This window comes from Erwinia sp. AK-PDG3-5 (assembly GCF_056821705.1).
In genome coordinates this window covers 4,054,659-4,071,033 of sequence record NZ_CM165967.1, presented here as the reverse complement: position 1 = coordinate 4,071,033, position 16,375 = coordinate 4,054,659, and the positions used below count along the sequence as shown (strand labels likewise).

Genomic DNA, 16,375 nt, shown 5'->3' with positions numbered 1-16,375 from the left:
TTGGTAATAATTAACAGCTGAAAGAAATTATAAACTCTCAAAAAGAATGGTTAAAAAAACGAAATGCTTGTGGTAGTGATAAGGAGTGTCTAAAAAATGTCATGGTCAATAGAATGAATGTTTTGTCTTCGATAACTGACGGTCAATAATTAATTAATGTCAATTTTTATTTTTGTTAGGTGACTTTATTTACTACAATTAATATCTCACCTAACCTAAATTATACATATGATTAAAACATGAAGATATATACTGCATTAATATGTATTGTTGTTTCTTTACTCGGATGGTCAAATCCCTCTCATGCTGATTCAACAGTCGTTTTTTCTGGAAGTAAATACACTGCAAAGATAACTGAGCATTGTTCTGAAGGAAATGTCTCATGTGAGGATGTGACTGCATACTCGAAGAGTAATAAAACAGGTGCGGGTATTCACCTTAAAGGGGAAACCGTCAATGTAAATTGTCCAGAGTCGTGTAATTTTCGAGGGTATAGCTTTAAAAACGGTGCCTATACGTATTCATTCACGACTAATGACTTTGAAAAATGGAACTTAAATATTTTTAAAAATGATAAGGCAATTGCAGGAGATGTTGGGACTTTGCAGTAGGTTTATTTGTTGTTCCATAGATAGGTTTCTATGAATATTAAACACCATAGCGATATTAACTTCACTAGTAAATTTACTTTTATTTCCAGCAATTGCCGAGCAGTACCCTCCTGCTTTTAGATGAAAAAATTCGTTGACCCTCCGCCTACTTCCCAATTTCCAGTAAGGGATTAAATGAAAAAGTTCGCTTTGTTTTTAATTTCAGTAACAGCTCTCACCGTTTCTCAATTCGCCCGAGCAGATGAAGATTGCAGCAGTAAAACCATCAGTTGGGAAGTGGATAATTGTAGCGTAAGAAATAAAGATGCCACCGAGGCGATTTTAAATAAAGAGTACTCTGCTGCAAAGAAACGTATCGAAGAAGAATACAAGAGTGATAGCAGTATCGTAAAATTTCAATTACAAACCCTGCTGGAAACTCAGCGCAACTGGTTAAAGTATCGTGAAGGGCAGTGTAAAATGGAAGCCAGCCTTGCAGACGAAGATAGCAGTGCGCATCTTGGCATGGTCAGTATTTGCATAAATAAATTAGACAAACAGCGTATCGCACAGTTTAAAGAAATGCCCTATGGCTGATTCGCTGAATTTATGCAGTCAGTTATGAATGGTGAGTCCTGAATAAAACATTTTTGAATTCACATAGCGGAGGGAGATATCCATCCGCCATGAGTTTGATCGCCATCTCCCCCTAATTCAGCCTGCAAACCTCGCCGCTTTTATTTAAAGAGCCGCGAGGCTTGAATGCCGACTAAATCCAACGCAGGAAACCGTTATGCGATTTACGATAATAGCGACCAAATCGGGTCAGCAACCGCCACAGGGTAGCTGCGACTTTATGCCGCCGGGCGGTACCATTGGCCGGGGAACTGAAAATAATCTGGTGCTGCCGGATGAGAACCGCTCCATCTCCCGCCTGCAGGCGATTGTGCATGTCAGCGCCAATGGCGAGTGCCAAATTACTAATCGCGGCACCGTTACTCTGGTGCACCTGAATGATATTCCTCTGCAACGCGGTCGCCAGGTGGAATTGCAGGATGGCGATATCATCCGTATTGACGATTACGCACTGCAGGTCAGCGAGCTGGGTGCGGGCGCGCAACCCATTGTTAGCGCGCCAATTTCCCGCGCAGTGGTAAGCGATGCGCCAGCTTCAGTGCAGGCCTCACCACAACACGTATCATCACCATCGGCGACTCCCAACGCTGCTTCGCAACCTGTACCGCCGAACACGGCACCGCAGGCAGCGGCTGCAACTGCATATGCCGCGCAGCCTGCTGCAAAAGAGAACTCGCCCGCTGCCATCCCCAGCGAAATCTGGGACAGCCTGGCGCAGGAGTTTTCCATCTCCGACAGCCTGTCTAATCGCAGCAAGCCACAGCCGGCCAACCTGAATCCGTTTGCCGAAGCTCCGGCACCGGATCGCAATCCGGTGGATCCGCTGGCGCAGTTTGTCAGCAAGCCGGACAGCCTGAACTTCGATCGCCGCGATCAAACGCCGGACTCCCTGTTCACCGATGACGATGGCCTGTTTAAGCAGGACAGCATCTTCAATGACAGCACGCCAAGCACCCTGATGCAGCAGCCTGCGGCTCAGCCTCAGCAGCCGGGTAAAGGGAAGGATGAGCTGGATCCGCTGGCCCTGTTCGGTGGCAGCGGCGGTGGTGCACCGGCTCAGGCCAACAGCGACGATCCGCTGGGCCTGATGATGGGCAATGCCGTGCCGCTAACGCCGATGGATGCGTCTGGCAACCAGCCGCGTCCGGCGACGCAGCAGCCTCCACAGCACACCATCGTGCCGCCAGCGCCGCACGCGCTGGACAGTGACTTCGATCTTTTTGCCGGTGACAAACCCAACCCGCAGCACGCTTCGCCGCTGTTTGATAATGCGCCACAGCATGGCGACGACGCTCCGGCGCAGTCGGCGGGATCCCCGGCGGATTTGGCCGATTCGCCGCTGTTTGCTGAATCCTCTGCAGATCTGGCCGATTCACCGCTGTTCGCTGAGTCTTCTGCAAATCAGACTGACTCGCCGTTGTTTGATCAGCCGCCGACGGCCGCTCAACCGGATTACGGCGGCATCACGCTGCCCACGCCGCAGGCGGTGGCCCGCAATACCACGCCGCCGCCAAAAGGCCGTCTGCGCATCGATCCTGTTTCCAATACGGCTTCGCAGCAGTCGTCGTCATCGGCCTCCAGTGGCCAGGTGCTCGACGGTGAACTGCTGGACGCATTAATCGGCGGCATGGGGCTCAACGATCTGCAACCGACGCCGCGCATCGATCGCGATTCCATGCAGGAACTTGGGCAGATGCTCAGCATGTTCTCGCAGGGGACCGTGGCGCTGCTCTCTTCCCGCTCGATCCTCAAGCGCGGCGTGAAGGCAGAAATGACGGTGATCCTCGACGAGGCGAACAACCCGTTCAAGCTGCTGCCGTCAGGTAAATCGGTGCTGATGCAGATGTTCGGCAGCCGCATGCCGGGCTTTATGCCGCCTAAACAGTCGGTGCGTGATGCGCTGGTCGATCTGCAGGCGCACCAGTTGGGGATGATCGCCGGGATCCGCGCGATCATCGCCTCGATGCTGCAATCCTTTAACCCTCAGCAACTGGAAGAGGAAGCGAAACAGGAGGGGATCACTTCGCGCATCTCCCTGCCGGGCAGCCGCAAAGCCGCGCTGTGGGAACACTTCACCAAACGCTATGGCGAAACCGCCGGTGAAATCGAAGACGACTTCCATACCCTGTTTGGCGAGGCGTTTCTGCATGCCTATGACATGGAAGTGAACCAGTACAAAGACTCTCAAATCAGATCGGAAGAATGATGAATATCACCATTGCCTCTATGTCGAATCAGGGCGCCCGCGAAAGCAATCAGGACCAGACAGGTGAGATCATCGGTGAGCGGTCGGCCTGTTTTGTGGTCTGCGATGGTGTCGCGGGATTGCCAGGCGGTGATGTCGCGGCGGAACTTGCGCGCAACACCATTCTGGAACGTTTCAACGGCGATCGGCATCTGGATGCGCAGAGCATCCGCCGCTACGTCAACGAAGCCAATGGCGCCATCCGCCAGCAGCAGAAAGCCATGACCGACTACAAACGTATGGGCACCACCATGGTCAGCCTGTTTATCGATCGGGATTTTGAGCTGGCTTACTGGGCGCACGCCGGTGACAGTCGCCTGTACCTGTTTCGTCGGGGCTATCTCTATCACGTCACCACCGACCACAGCCTGGTGCAGCAGATGAAAGATGCCGGACACCAGACCGAAGGGATCAACAGCAATCTGCTCTATTTTGCGCTGGGCATGGGCGATGAAGAGCGGGATGCCAGCTACAGCGATGTGGTGCCGATTGAAGATGGCGATGCGTTTTTACTCTGCACGGACGGCTTCTGGCACGCCCTCTCGCCAGAACTGATGCAGCAGTCGCTGCATATGGTGAACACCCCGGACGAGTGGCTGACGCTGATGCAGGAAGTGATCCGCAAGAATGACCAGCAATCCGAGGCCAGCCAGGACAACTACAGCGCTGTGGCGGTCTGGGTTGGCGATCCACAAGACACCACGCTGCTGCACTCCTTGTCGCAGGCAGCCCAGTTTTTCCCTCTTCGTGATTAACGGCCTTAAAGGACTTATATGAAATATTGGCTATCAGGCGCGCTCTCCCTGTTTATCGCGTCCAGCGCCTGGGCGCAGGATTATCTCGTGGTCTCTTCGCCTTCGCAGAAACTGGATATCTGGATCGATAACGTTAAAAGCAAAAACGCGGCGGACTGGTGTACGCGTGAGCTGCCACTGCGCATCGTGGCAAAAGGCAAAAAAGATCCGCAGGTGCTGGAAGATTTTCTACCGCGCGTCGGCAAGGTCTTGCAGCATCAGTGCGGCAAGATGGAATCCATTCACTGGCAGATGACCGACAGCAACGGCAGTACGCTGGCAAAAGGCACCGCCGCCAAAGCCCAGTCGTGGGCGGTGAAAGTGGAACCTGACGCGCCGGTGACGACTCCCGCAGCGCCTCCGGCAGCCGAAACCGCACCGGCAGCCACGCCAGCGGCGGCCGATCTTTCCCCGCCAGCCGATACCACGCCCTGGGTGCAGTTCAGCCTGCTCGATGGTTGCCACTTCCGCACCTATTTTCGTAGCGGCAATCAAACCAGCGCCCTGTTTGTGCCTGCCAAAGGCGGCGTCAGCTGTGGCAGCGATGGCTGGCTGAGCGGCGAAAGCCAGATTGCTCAGCTGGGCAAAGGGGCCAGCAAAAACGTGCGCATGACCTTCCTGCAGGGCTTCCCGGTGGCCGGATTGACCAGCAAAGCGCTCAGCCAGGATCTGCAAATCACCACCGTGAATAATCAGCGGATGGTGCTGAGCGACGAGAAGTCGCCGCAGAGCTGGATGGTGGTGCCGTTCGACCCGGCGGTTAACGGCTGGAAAACGGATGGCACGGTGGTGGTAGAAATTACCGCCGCACAGGCCAGCGACGAAAGCGATGTGAAGGCGCGCCTCGCTGAGGTACGTAAAGTCTGGTCCCCTTACCTGGCGGATAAAAGCACGCTGACCATCAAGCTGGTGCAGGCGCTCCATCCGCAGCTGAAAGACCCGGCAGCCGGTGCATTCCGCACCCTCAACTAGTTCACTGCACGTCAAAGGAAAGCTTATGTACTCCCTCAGCACCCTGATGTCCGGCGCCTCGCTTGCGGAAACGCTGGCGCGCGTCGAAGGCAAAATTAAAGCCAACCCGGCGGATGCCGATTTGCGCGCGGCCTTCGTGCAGCTGCTGTGCCTGGCCGGAAACTGGACGCGCGCCACCACCCAGATGAAATCCTGGGCGGCGCTGAAGCCCCAGGCCAAACCCACGGTGACGCTGCTGGAGCAGGCGGTGGCGGGAGAAGTGCTGCGCGCGGCGGTGTTTGCTGGCGAGGCCTCGCCGATGATGCCCGGCGACGCCTTTAACTGGGCCGAAGGGTTGTTAAGCGCGCTGCGGGCCGATGCGGCGGGCAAAACCGAGCGGGCTGACGAGCTGCGTGCGGCGGCATTCGAGGCGGCTGAAATCAATCCCGGCCGCCTGAAGCAGTTGAAGGATGAGTCAGCGCAGGCGGTCGATTGGTTGATTGATGGCGATGGCCGCCTTGGCCCAATCTGCGAGCTGATCGTCAACGGGCGCTACACCTGGCTGCCGTTCAGCGCCATCAGCGAACTGCGTTTTCAGGCACCGGCCAGCGTGACCGATCTGGTCTGGCGTCATACCTCGGTCCGGCTGACCGATGGCAGCGAGCAGGTATGTCAGATCCCGGTGCGCTATCCATTTGGCGCTGAGGCTGCTGATAACCTGCTGCTGGCCAGCGTCACCGAATGGCAGCCGCTGGATCGTGCAGGTCTGCACTTTAGCGGACTGGGGCAGAAAACCTGGCTGAGCGGCGACGCGGACTATCCGTTGCTGAGCCTGGACGTGCTGACCTTCGACGAGGCGCTATGAGCAATGACTTCGATCTGAATCAGCCGCAGCAGGGAAGCGATCTGCTGCGCGGCGGCTACCGTCACCGCAACAAGCAGGAAGCGTTAAACGCCCGCGATAAAATGCAGCCTTCGCTGCTGGATCGGCTGACCGATAACGCCCCGGACAAGCTGAAAGAGTCCGCGAGTAATACGGTCATCTCCCACACCACGCTGCGGCGCAATGTGCTGCGGGATTTGCAGTGGCTGTTTAACAGCATCAATAACGAAGGGCAGCAGGATCTGGAGCCGTTCGCGGAGGTTAAACGCTCGGTGCTGAACTATGGCGTGGCACCGCTCTCCGGGCAGCGCATGTCCGATATCGAATGGCAGGATGTGCAGCGCAAGCTCACCAACTCAATCCTGCATTTTGAGCCGCGCATTTTGCCAGTCGGTTTACAGGTGCGCTGCATATCGGACACCACCTCACTGGACCTGCACAACGTGCTGTCGATTGAAATCAAGGGGCGGCTATGGTGCGTGCCCTATCCGCTGGAATTCCTGTTCCGCACCGATGTCGACCTGGAAAACGGCCATTTTGAGTTTAAAGACGTAGGGTAATCATGGACAGCAAACTGCTCGATTATTACAACCGTGAACTGGCGTACCTGCGCGAGATGGGGGCGGAGTTTGCCGAACGCTACCCAAAAGTCGCCGGACGGCTGGGGATGCGCGGGATTGATGTCGCCGATCCGTATGTCGAGCGGCTGATGGAAGGCTTTGCCTTTCTGACCTCCCGCGTGCAGTTAAAAATGGATGCCGAGTTCCCGCGTTTCTCCCAGCGGATGCTGGAGATGATTGCGCCAAACTACCTGGCCCCTACGCCGTCGATGGCGATTGCGGAGCTGCATCCGGACAGCCAGAAAGGCGACATCAGCGGCGGCTTTCGCGTCCCGCGCGGCACGATGATGGACAGCCAGACGCTGAAGAAAAGTGGCGTCACCTGCAGCTACAGCACCGCGCACGATGTGATGCTGCAGCCGCTGACCATCGCCAGCGTCGAGCTGGGCGGCGTGCCGGCGGATATTCCGCTGGGGCCGATGGGCCTCAGCCAGCGCGGTGCCGCAAGTGCGCTACGCATTCGCCTGACCTGTTTCAACGACGTGACGCTGAACACCCTGACTTTCGACGATCTGATGTTCTTCCTCAGCGGCCCGGATATTCAGGCGCAAAAGCTGCTTGAGCTGATTATGCAGCACACGGTGGGCAGCTTTTGTCAGACGGTGGAAGCCCAGCCGCAGCGGGTGGTGATGAACGATGAGGCGCTGACCCAGGAAGGATTTTCGCCAGATCAGGCTTTGCTGCCGGACGATCTGCGCAACTTCGACGGCTACCGGCTGCTGCAGGAGTACTTTGCTTTTCCGGCCCGTTTCCAGTTCATCAACATCAGCCAGCTGCGCGGCATTCTCGGCAAGTGCGGCCCGGAGGTGAAGGCGTTTGAAATCGTGCTGCTGCTGGATAAAGCCGATGCGGCGCTGGAAAGGGTGATTGATAAAAGCCATCTGTCGCTGCACTGCACGCCGGTGATCAACCTGTTCCCGAAAACGGCCGAGCGGCAGAAAATTAGCGACGGCGTGCATGAATATCATCTGGTGGTCGACAATATTCGCCCGCTGGATTACGAGATTTACTCGGTTCAGAAGCTGTATGCCACCGGTGATAAGCGCCGTGACGAACAGGTTTTCCGCCCGTTCTGGAGCACCTTCAGTCAGGACCACGGGGATTACGGCGCCTATTTCTCGCTGCGCCGCGAACAGCGCACGCTGTCAGAACGCGCGCAGCGTTACGGCACGCGGACCGGCTATGTCGGCTCGGAAGTTTTCCTGTCGCTGGTGGACGAACGTCATTCCCCGTGGAGCGATGATCTGCGCCATCTGACCGCTGAGGTGCTGTGCACCAGCCGCGATCTGCCGCTGATGCTGCTGCAACAGGATCAGGGCAACTTCCTGATGCCAGACTCGATTCCGGTCGGTCAGTTAACGCTGAAGAAAGGGCCAACGCCACCGCGTCCGGCGCTGGCCGAAGGGCTGACGACCTGGCGCTTGATCAGCCATTTGCAAATGAACTACCTCAGCCTGATGGACAGCGATGAGGGCCAGGGCGCTGCCGCGCTGCGCCAGCTGCTGGGCCTGTATGCCAATCTGGCGGAGGCACCGGTGGCCAGGCAGATCGACGGCATTCGCCACTGTCAGTTAAAGCCGGTGTATCGCCGGGTGCCGGAACCTGGCCCAATCGTCTTTGCGCGGGGCGTGGGCATCGTACTGAGCGTGGATGAACAGGCGTTCTCCGGTTCCAGTCCGTGGTTACTGGGCAGCGTGCTGGAACGGGTCTTTTCGCGGCTGGTGGCGATGAACAGCTTTACCGAAGTGACGCTGATGAGTCAGCAGCGCGGTGAAGTGGGTTACTGGTCGCCGAGGATGGGCAAAAGGGCGCTGATATGAGTGATACGACGGCACCACCGACGTTACGATTCCGCAAAATTCAGCGGCTGCCGGAACATTTCTGGCAAGGCGTGACGCTGGCACCCTGGCGCTACGATCTGTTTCAGCTGTTGCGGCGGCTGGATGCGCAGGGCGGGGAACGCTATCCGCTGGGACGGGCGCCGCTGCCGCGCCACGAGCCGCTGCGCATCGGTCAGACACCTTCGCTGGCCTTCGCACCTTCCACGCTCGCCAGCGCCAGCGTGCGTGAGAACAGCCCGCTACACGATGTTTCGATCCTCAGCTTCGGCCTGTTCGGCCCCAACGGCCCGCTGCCGGTTCACCTGACCGAATATGCCCGCGAGCGCATTTACCATCATCAGGATCACAGCCTGAGCGCCTTTGCGGATCTGTTCCATCATCGCCTGACGCTGCTGTTTTATCGTGCCTGGGCTGATGCGCAGCCGACGGTGTCGCTGGATCGGGAAGATGCCCATCACTTTGAGCGCTATCTGGCCAGCCTGATTGGCATGGGCCAGCCCGGCCAGCTGGAGAAAGGCAGCCTCAGCGAACATGCGCGCTATACGGTGGCCGGGCACTTAACCCGCAACGGGCGCGATGCCGAAGGATTGCAAAAAATCCTCAGCCACTATTTTAAGGTGCCGGTCACGCTGGTGGAGAACGTGCCGCACTGGCAACCAATTGATCGCCGCGAGCGCGCGCAGCTGGGTGCCGGAAGAAGGATGCCGACACTGGGGCAGTCCGCCTTTCTCGGCGTGGCTGTGCGCGATGTGCAGCACAAATTCCGCATCGAACTGGGGCCGCTGAGCCTGGCAAATTACAACCGGTTCTTGCCCGGCACACCGTGGGCACAGCAACTGCGCGACTGGGTTCGGCAGTATCTGGGCATCGAATACGTCTGGGACCTGCGGCTGATCCTGGCGGCGGAAGACGTGCAGGGCGTCAGCCTCGGTGGCCCGGCTCAGCTGGGTTACAATGGCTGGCTGGGCTGCCCTGAACATCCGCAGCCGCGTAACGATCTGACCTTCAGCCCTGAACCGATTGAAACCCCTGGGATGTAAGGACGTTGTCCTCCCGCTTATCACCGCCTTCAACTACTGAGAAAAACTATGTCAGAAATTAGCCGCGCCGTACTGTTCGGCAAACTGGACACGCTGTTATTCACCTCTCTGGAAAGTGCGACCGCCTTCTGCAAACTGCGCGGCAATCCCTATGTTGAACTGGTGCACTGGCTTCATCAGCTGATGCAGCATCAGGAGGGCGATCTGCAACAGGCGATCCGCCATTTCTCGCTGGATGAAGAGGCGCTGACGCGGGATATCGTGGCGGCGTTAGATCGCCTGCCGCGCGGAGCCAGCGCCGTCTCCGATCTGTCGGAACATATCGACAGTGCCGTCGAGCGCGCCTGGGTTTACGGTTCGCTGAAATTCGGCGTGCAGAAAATCCGTGGCGGCCATCTGCTGATCGGCATGCTGAAAACCTTCAACCTTGCCAGTTTGCTGAAGGGCATCTCACCGCAGTTTGGTCGCATCAGCGTGGACGCGCTGCTGGAACAGTTCGACACCGTGTCTGCCAACAGCAAAGAGGCACAGCAGGTGAGCGCCGCCCCGGTTGATGCCGGTACGGTTCCTCAGCAGCAGGGCACGCTGGCGCAATATGCCCAGGACCTGACCGCGCGGGCGCGCGAAGGCAAAATTGACCCGGTGGCCGGGCGTGATGAAGAGATCCGCCAGATGGTCGACATCCTGATGCGTCGTCGCCAGAACAACCCGCTACTGACCGGGGAAGCCGGGGTCGGTAAAACCGCCGTGGTGGAAGGACTGGCGCTGCGCATTGCCGCAGGCGACGTGCCGCAACCGTTGCAGGACGTGCAGCTGTGGCTGCTGGACATCGGCATGCTGCAAGCCGGTGCCGGCATGAAGGGCGAGTTTGAAGCGCGTTTGCAGGCCCTGATCAACGAGGTGCAGTCCAGCCCAACGCCGATCGTGCTGTTTATCGACGAGATCCACACGCTGGTCGGCGCGGGCGGTCAGCAGGGGACCGGCGATGCGGCTAACCTGCTGAAACCGGCGCTGGCACGCGGTCAGCTTCGTACCATTGGCGCGACCACCTGGGCCGAATACAAAAAATATATCGAGAAAGATCCGGCGCTGACCCGCCGTTTCCAGACCGTGCAGGTGCAGGAACCGGATGAAGAGAAGGCGCTGCTGATGTTGCGCAGCACCGTCAGCCCGCTGGAAAAACATCACCGCGTCCTGCTGCTGGACGAAGCGGTTGCCGCGGCGGTGAAACTGTCGCATCGCTATATTCCGGCGCGTCAGTTGCCGGATAAAGCCGTGGCGCTGCTGGATACCGCCTGCGCCCGCGTGGCCGTCAGCCAGAGCGCTCAGCCGCCGCAGCTGGAAGACTGCCTGCACCGCATCCACGCGCTGGAAATCGAAAAAGAGATTGCCGGACGCGAGCTGAAAGTGGGCATTGGCGACAGCGCGCGCGTTGAAACATTAAGCGAACAGCTGGCCGAACTGGCCGCGCAGGCTGAGGCACTCACCGCCCGCTGGCAGGCTGAGCGCGAGCTGGTCGATGGCATCATCGCCCTGCGTGCCCAGCTGCATCAGGACAGTGCGGAAGACGTGGCTGACCTGCATGCCACGCTGAAAGAACGTCAGCAGCAGTTAAAGGATTTGCAGGGCGAATCGCCGCTGCTGTTTGCCGCCGTGGATGCCAACGTGGTTGCGGCGGTGGTTTCCGACTGGACCGGCATCCCGCTGGGCCGCATGGTGAAAAACGAGATCGATGCGGTGCTGAAGCTGGCGGATACGCTGAACGAGCGGGTAATTGGTCAGCGACACGGGCTGGATCTGATTGCTAAGCGGGTGCGGACCTCGCGCGCCAGACTCGACGATCCCAACAAGCCGGTCGGGGTGTTTATGCTCTGCGGCCCGTCGGGCGTCGGTAAAACCGAAACCGCACTGGCCCTGGCCGAGACGCTTTACGGCGGCGAGCAGAACATCATCACCATCAATATGAGTGAATTCCAGGAAGCGCATACCGTCTCGACCCTGAAAGGGGCACCGCCGGGCTATGTCGGCTATGGCGAAGGCGGCGTGTTAACCGAAGCCGTCCGCCGTCGGCCTTACAGCGTGGTGCTGCTCGACGAGATCGAAAAAGCGCACCCGGACGTGCACGAAATCTTCTTCCAGGTGTTCGACAAAGGCTGGATGGAAGACGGTGAGGGACGTCATATCGACTTCCGCAATACCATCATCATTTTGACCTCCAACGTCGGCACCCAGCTGATTAGCGCGATGTGCGCCGATCCTGAACTGATGCCGGAGCCCGATGCACTGGCCGCTGCGCTGCGTCCTCCGCTGCTGGAGGTCTTCCCGCCCGCGCTGTTGGGCCGTCTGCTGGTGGTGCCCTATTACCCGCTCAGCGACGAGATGCTGGCCAGCATTGTTCGCCTGCAGCTGAAGCGTATCCAGCGTCGCCTGGAGCAGAACCACGGCATTGTTTCCGAGGTGGACGACAGCGTGATTGCCCAGATTGTGCAGCGCTGCACCGAGGTGGAATCCGGCGGTCGCATGGTTGACGCCATCCTTACCAATACCCTGTTGCCGCAGATGAGCCAGATGTTGCTCACCGCCAGCGCGCGGGATGAACAGTATCGCCGCCTGCGTGTGACCTTACAGCAGGGCGAATTCCAGTGTCAGTTTGAGGCTTAAGGCCTGTCACTATCAGAGAGTTGTCCAATATGTCAGAACACGATAATCCGCGCGCAGTCCCGAATGCCTTACCGGTGGGCTACCGCTTTAACGAGTTTGAAATCAAGGAAGTGATTGGCGGTGGCGGCTTTGGCATTGTCTACCGCGCCTGGGACCATCAGCTGGAGCGGACCATTGCCATCAAGGAGTTTATGCCGGCCTCGCTGGCCGTGCGTAATGATGACCTGACGCTGGTGCTGCGTAGCGAACGCTTCAGCAAAACCTTCCACGCCGGGCTGAACAGCTTTATTCAGGAGGCGCGCCTGCTGGCCCGCTTCAATCACCCGAACCTGCTGCACGTGCTGCGTTTCTGGGTACAGAACGACACCGCCTATATGGGCACCGCGTTCTATACCGGCACCACGCTTTCGCAGCTGCATCAGCAACGTCCGGAGATGATTAGCGAAGCCTGGATCCGCACTGCGCTGCCGCCGCTGTTTGGCGCGATCAACACCATCCATCACGAAGGGTATCTGCACCGCGATATCTCGCTGGATAATATCCAGATTCAGGAGAACGGCGTGCCGGTGCTGCTGGACTTTGGTTCGGCGCGTAAGGCCATCGGCAACCTGTCCGATGAGACCGAAACCATGCTCAAGCCGGGCTTCGCCCCTATCGAGCAATATAGCGACGATAGCGAGAGCGAGCAGGGCACCTGGACCGATATCTATGCGTTGGGCGCGGTGCTGCACACGCTGATTGTGGGATCGCCGCCGCCGGTCAGCGTGGTGCGCAGCATTGAAGATAACTACCAGCCGCTGATGCAGCGACAGCCGTTTGGCTACTCGCTGGCGCTGCTGAATGCCATCGATCGGGCGCTGGCCTTGCAGCCAGAAGATCGCCCACAGACCGTCGATGAGTTTGCCGCGCTGATGGAGTTCACCCCGACCGACATCAACGAGATCCATGAAGTGAAAGTCAGCGGTCCGGGCACCATGCTGGTGGCGGTGGAGCCAGAAGAAGAGGTGGCGGCGACGCCCGTTTCTCCGCTGAAACGCTTTATGGTTCCGGGATTGATTGCCGCGGGCGTGCTGGTGGGCATCGGCGTCGGGGCATTGATTGCCGGGGGCGGCAGCAACAGCCAGCCTGAGAGCGCGGCAACTGGGCCAGCATCGACAACCGCACCAGCATCGGCATCGCAGCCAACGGAAACCGCCCGCGCAAATCCGTCGGCGACGCCGGCCGGTTCGGAAACCCAGACCGGTGCCGAACAGGCGACCCCAGCCGTTGCGCCGCCACCGCCAGCCCCGGTTGCGCAGGTCTATATCAAGCTGCTGCCGGGTGATCGGGTCGCCATGAACGGCAATCCGCAGGCGCTGGTCCCGTCGCCAAACGGCTTTGCCATGCTGCAACTGCCGCCGGGCGACTACCGCTTCAGCATCAGCAATAACGGCCAGACCCGCGACCAGAGCATCACGGTGGATCGTGAAGGCGTGTGGCTGCTGAATCCGCAAAGTTAATCACCTCTCTTCAGCCCGGCCCATCACCGGCCGGGCGCAGTCTTTCAGGGAAATCATCATGCTTGATCGCATTACAGTTCAACTGCCGATGGACGGCCTGCTGTTCTGGAAACTGAACGGCACGGAGGCGCTTTCCAGCGCGTTTGAAATCACCGTCCAGCTCCTGAGCACCGATGCCCGCATTGAGCGTAAGGCCCTGCTGGGGCAGCCCATGACCGTCTCCATCCCCACCCAGAACCTGATGGCAACCCGTTACCTGAACGGGAAAATCACCAAAGTGTCGGTCAGCAGCACCGAGCTGAGCGGCACGCGCTATGCGGTCTACAGCCTGGTGATGGAGCCCGACCTGTGGCCCCTGAAGCGCGACAGAAACCTGCGCATCTTCCAGAGCCAGACGGTAACGCAAATCATCAAAACGCTGCTTTCCGAATACAACGTGACGGTAGAAGACAAGCTCACCGGCAATTACCGCGTGTGGGAATACTGCGTGCAGTATCAGGAAAGCAGCTTTAACTTCATCAGCCGCCTGATGGAGCTGGAGGGGATTTACTACTACTTCCGCCATGAAGCGGATAAACACACCATGGTGCTGATGGACAGCGCGCAGCAGCATCAGCCGTTCAGCGGCTACGAAACCATTCCGTACCACGTCACCCCGTCCGGCGGCTCGACCAGCGAAGAGGGCATCAGCCTGTGGAGCCTGGAAGACCAGGTGACGCCGGGGCTGTACAGCATCGATGACTACGACTTCCGCAAGCCCAACGCGTGGATGTTCCAGGCCCGGCAGAATCCGGCCTCACCGTCGCCGGGGCAAATCGACGTCTACGACTGGCCGGGTCATTTTATCGACCACGACCACGGCGAGTTTTACGCCAAAATCCGCCAGGAAGTGTGGCAGGCCCAGCACCAGCAGGTCACCGCCTCCGGCACCGCGCTGGGGCTGGCGCCGGGCAACACCTTCACCCTGCTGAACGCGCCGTTCTTCAGCGATAACGGCGAATACCTGACGATTAAGGCCGTTTACGATTTCGAAGAGAACAGCTACGCCAGCAGCAACAGCGGCAGCACCATCCACAAGGTGGATATCGTGGTGATCCCGTCCGACGTCACCTTCCGGCCGCAGCCGACGGCAGAATGGCCGCGCACCCACGGCCCGCAGACGGCGAAGGTGGTGGGGCCGAAAGGCGAATCGATCTGGACTGACAAATACGGCCGCATCAAGGTGAAGTTCCACTGGGACCGGCTGGCAAAAGGCGACGACACCAGCTCGTGCTGGGTGCGCGTCTCCAGCGCCTGGGCAGGACAGGGCTTCGGTGGCGTGCAGGTCCCGCGCGTCAACGACGAGGTGGTGATCGACTTTATCAACGGCGATCCGGACCGGCCGATCGTCACCGGCCGGGTCTACAACGAAGCGAGCATGCCGCCGTGGGCACTGCCGGCAGCGGCTACCCAGATGGGCTTCCTCAGCCGCTCGAAGGACGGTTCGCCGGACAACGCCAACGCCCTGCGCTTTGAAGATAAGGCCGGGGAAGAGCAGGTGTGGATCCAGGCGCAGAAGAACATGGATACCCATGTGAAGGCGGATGCCAGTCATACTGTCGGCCAAAATCACTCGCATTACGTAGGGCAAAATGAGCAACACCGTGTTGAAGCAAGCCGGTTACATGGTGTGAAGGTGGGAGAAACTATCCTCACCGGAAGTAAGAAAAGTGATTCAGCTGTAGATGAATACGTACTGGCATCAGGCACCACGCTGCGTTTACTGTGCGGCGAGAGCGCAATTGAACTCACGGCAGCCGGGCAGATCAATATGAAAGGGAAAGGCTTCAATATCTTCGTCGAGGGGCAGGGCTACATCAACACCAGTGGCGGCAAGCTCAACCTGAATGATGGCACCGCTGCGGCAGTTGCTGCACCTGGCGCAGGCCATAAAGCAGATATCAAAAGTGCAGTGGAGGCGCTATTCCCGGCAAAAAAGTGCAGTAAGGCTGGTGCTCCTGCGTTGGCTCCAGCCCCACTTTCAACGACTAAAACTCATATTCCAGATGTCACGCCTTTTGGGCAAGATATTGACAAACTTGTCAGCGAATCACCAACATTGGCTGAAGATCTTAAGAAGCTTCAGGAGCAAGGATGGGAACTAAAGGAAGGAAAGGCGGGAGGAGGAACAACAGCCAATCGGAGTAAGCAAGTTATCACCGTTGACAGTAATGACTTGAAGGATCCCGCCAATGCAGTTCAATCAATCGCTCATGAAACTGGCCACGCATTATATATACCTAGAAATGACTTCTCATCAAAAGACAGCTACCTTAACAGTGCACTTAGTGATGAGGGCGCCGCTACGCTTAAAAATATTGAAGTCAGAAGAGAGATCCTTTCCAATAGAGGGGAAGATATCGGTGTCGCCGGGAATCATGAAAATACTGCATCTTATAACAGGGTATATGATGAACTTCAGAGTGGTGCGAAGACAAAAGTACAAGCTGAAGAATCTATAGGAAGGATTTTCGGTAAAGGAGAGGTTACATCGAATACGGGGCAGACCTATGAAGATTATTATGGAGGATGGTATGATAAAAACTTCCCTGCGAAATAAGTTTTTATTCTCTCTA

General features: G+C 58.0%; 12 protein-coding genes. All 12 read left to right on the top strand.

Annotated features, from left to right (window positions below):
• The first annotated feature begins 239 nt into the window (after positions 1–239).
• The 12 genes from AC1UKS_RS18910 (at position 240) to AC1UKS_RS18855 (ending at position 16,359) form a co-directional block, all read left to right on the top strand.
• Positions 240–611: a hypothetical protein gene (locus AC1UKS_RS18910; protein WP_482434829.1), complete on the top strand. Its 372-nt coding sequence runs from the start codon at positions 240–242 to the stop codon at positions 609–611.
• A gap of 174 nt (positions 612–785) precedes the next feature.
• On the top strand, positions 786–1,187 hold the full coding sequence (locus AC1UKS_RS18905) for a lysozyme inhibitor LprI family protein (protein WP_482434828.1): 402 nt from the start codon (positions 786–788) through the stop codon (positions 1,185–1,187).
• Positions 1,188–1,383: 196 nt separating this feature from the next.
• Positions 1,384–3,432, top strand: coding sequence for a type VI secretion system-associated FHA domain protein TagH (tagH, locus tag AC1UKS_RS18900; protein ID WP_482434827.1), 2,049 nt, complete (start codon positions 1,384–1,386; stop codon positions 3,430–3,432).
• Entirely contained in the window at positions 3,432–4,226 is a 795-nt protein-coding gene (locus tag AC1UKS_RS18895) for a PP2C family protein-serine/threonine phosphatase (RefSeq protein WP_482437044.1), read from the top strand. The genes tagH and AC1UKS_RS18895 overlap by 1 nt, the downstream gene beginning before the upstream one ends.
• A gap of 18 nt (positions 4,227–4,244) precedes the next feature.
• Entirely contained in the window at positions 4,245–5,237 is a 993-nt protein-coding gene (locus tag AC1UKS_RS18890; RefSeq protein WP_482434826.1) for a hypothetical protein, read from the top strand.
• 25 nt (positions 5,238–5,262) lie between these two features.
• Entirely contained in the window at positions 5,263–6,081 is an 819-nt protein-coding gene (locus AC1UKS_RS18885; RefSeq protein WP_265911395.1) for a type VI secretion system accessory protein TagJ, read from the top strand.
• Positions 6,078–6,659 carry a type VI secretion system baseplate subunit TssE gene (tssE, locus tag AC1UKS_RS18880; RefSeq protein WP_265911394.1) on the top strand — a complete coding sequence of 194 codons (582 nt, stop codon included), beginning with the start codon at positions 6,078–6,080 and terminating at the stop codon, positions 6,657–6,659. The genes AC1UKS_RS18885 and tssE overlap by 4 nt, the downstream gene beginning before the upstream one ends.
• A 2-nt stretch (positions 6,660–6,661) precedes the next feature.
• Positions 6,662–8,539, top strand: a complete 1,878-nt coding sequence (gene tssF, locus AC1UKS_RS18875) for a type VI secretion system baseplate subunit TssF (RefSeq protein ID WP_482434823.1) — start codon at positions 6,662–6,664, stop codon at positions 8,537–8,539.
• Complete coding sequence (gene tssG, locus AC1UKS_RS18870; RefSeq protein ID WP_482434822.1) at positions 8,536–9,600, top strand: type VI secretion system baseplate subunit TssG; 1,065 nt, start codon at positions 8,536–8,538, stop codon at positions 9,598–9,600. The genes tssF and tssG overlap by 4 nt, the downstream gene beginning before the upstream one ends.
• A gap of 48 nt (positions 9,601–9,648) precedes the next feature.
• Positions 9,649–12,261, top strand: a complete 2,613-nt coding sequence (gene tssH / locus AC1UKS_RS18865) for a type VI secretion system ATPase TssH (protein WP_482434821.1) — start codon at positions 9,649–9,651, stop codon at positions 12,259–12,261.
• Positions 12,262–12,290: 29 nt separating this feature from the next.
• Positions 12,291–13,760, top strand: a complete 1,470-nt coding sequence (locus AC1UKS_RS18860; RefSeq protein WP_482434820.1) for a serine/threonine protein kinase — start codon at positions 12,291–12,293, stop codon at positions 13,758–13,760.
• 58 nt (positions 13,761–13,818) lie between these two features.
• Positions 13,819–16,359, top strand: a complete 2,541-nt coding sequence (locus AC1UKS_RS18855) for a type VI secretion system Vgr family protein (RefSeq protein ID WP_482434819.1) — start codon at positions 13,819–13,821, stop codon at positions 16,357–16,359.
• Positions 16,360–16,375: the final 16 nt, after the last annotated feature.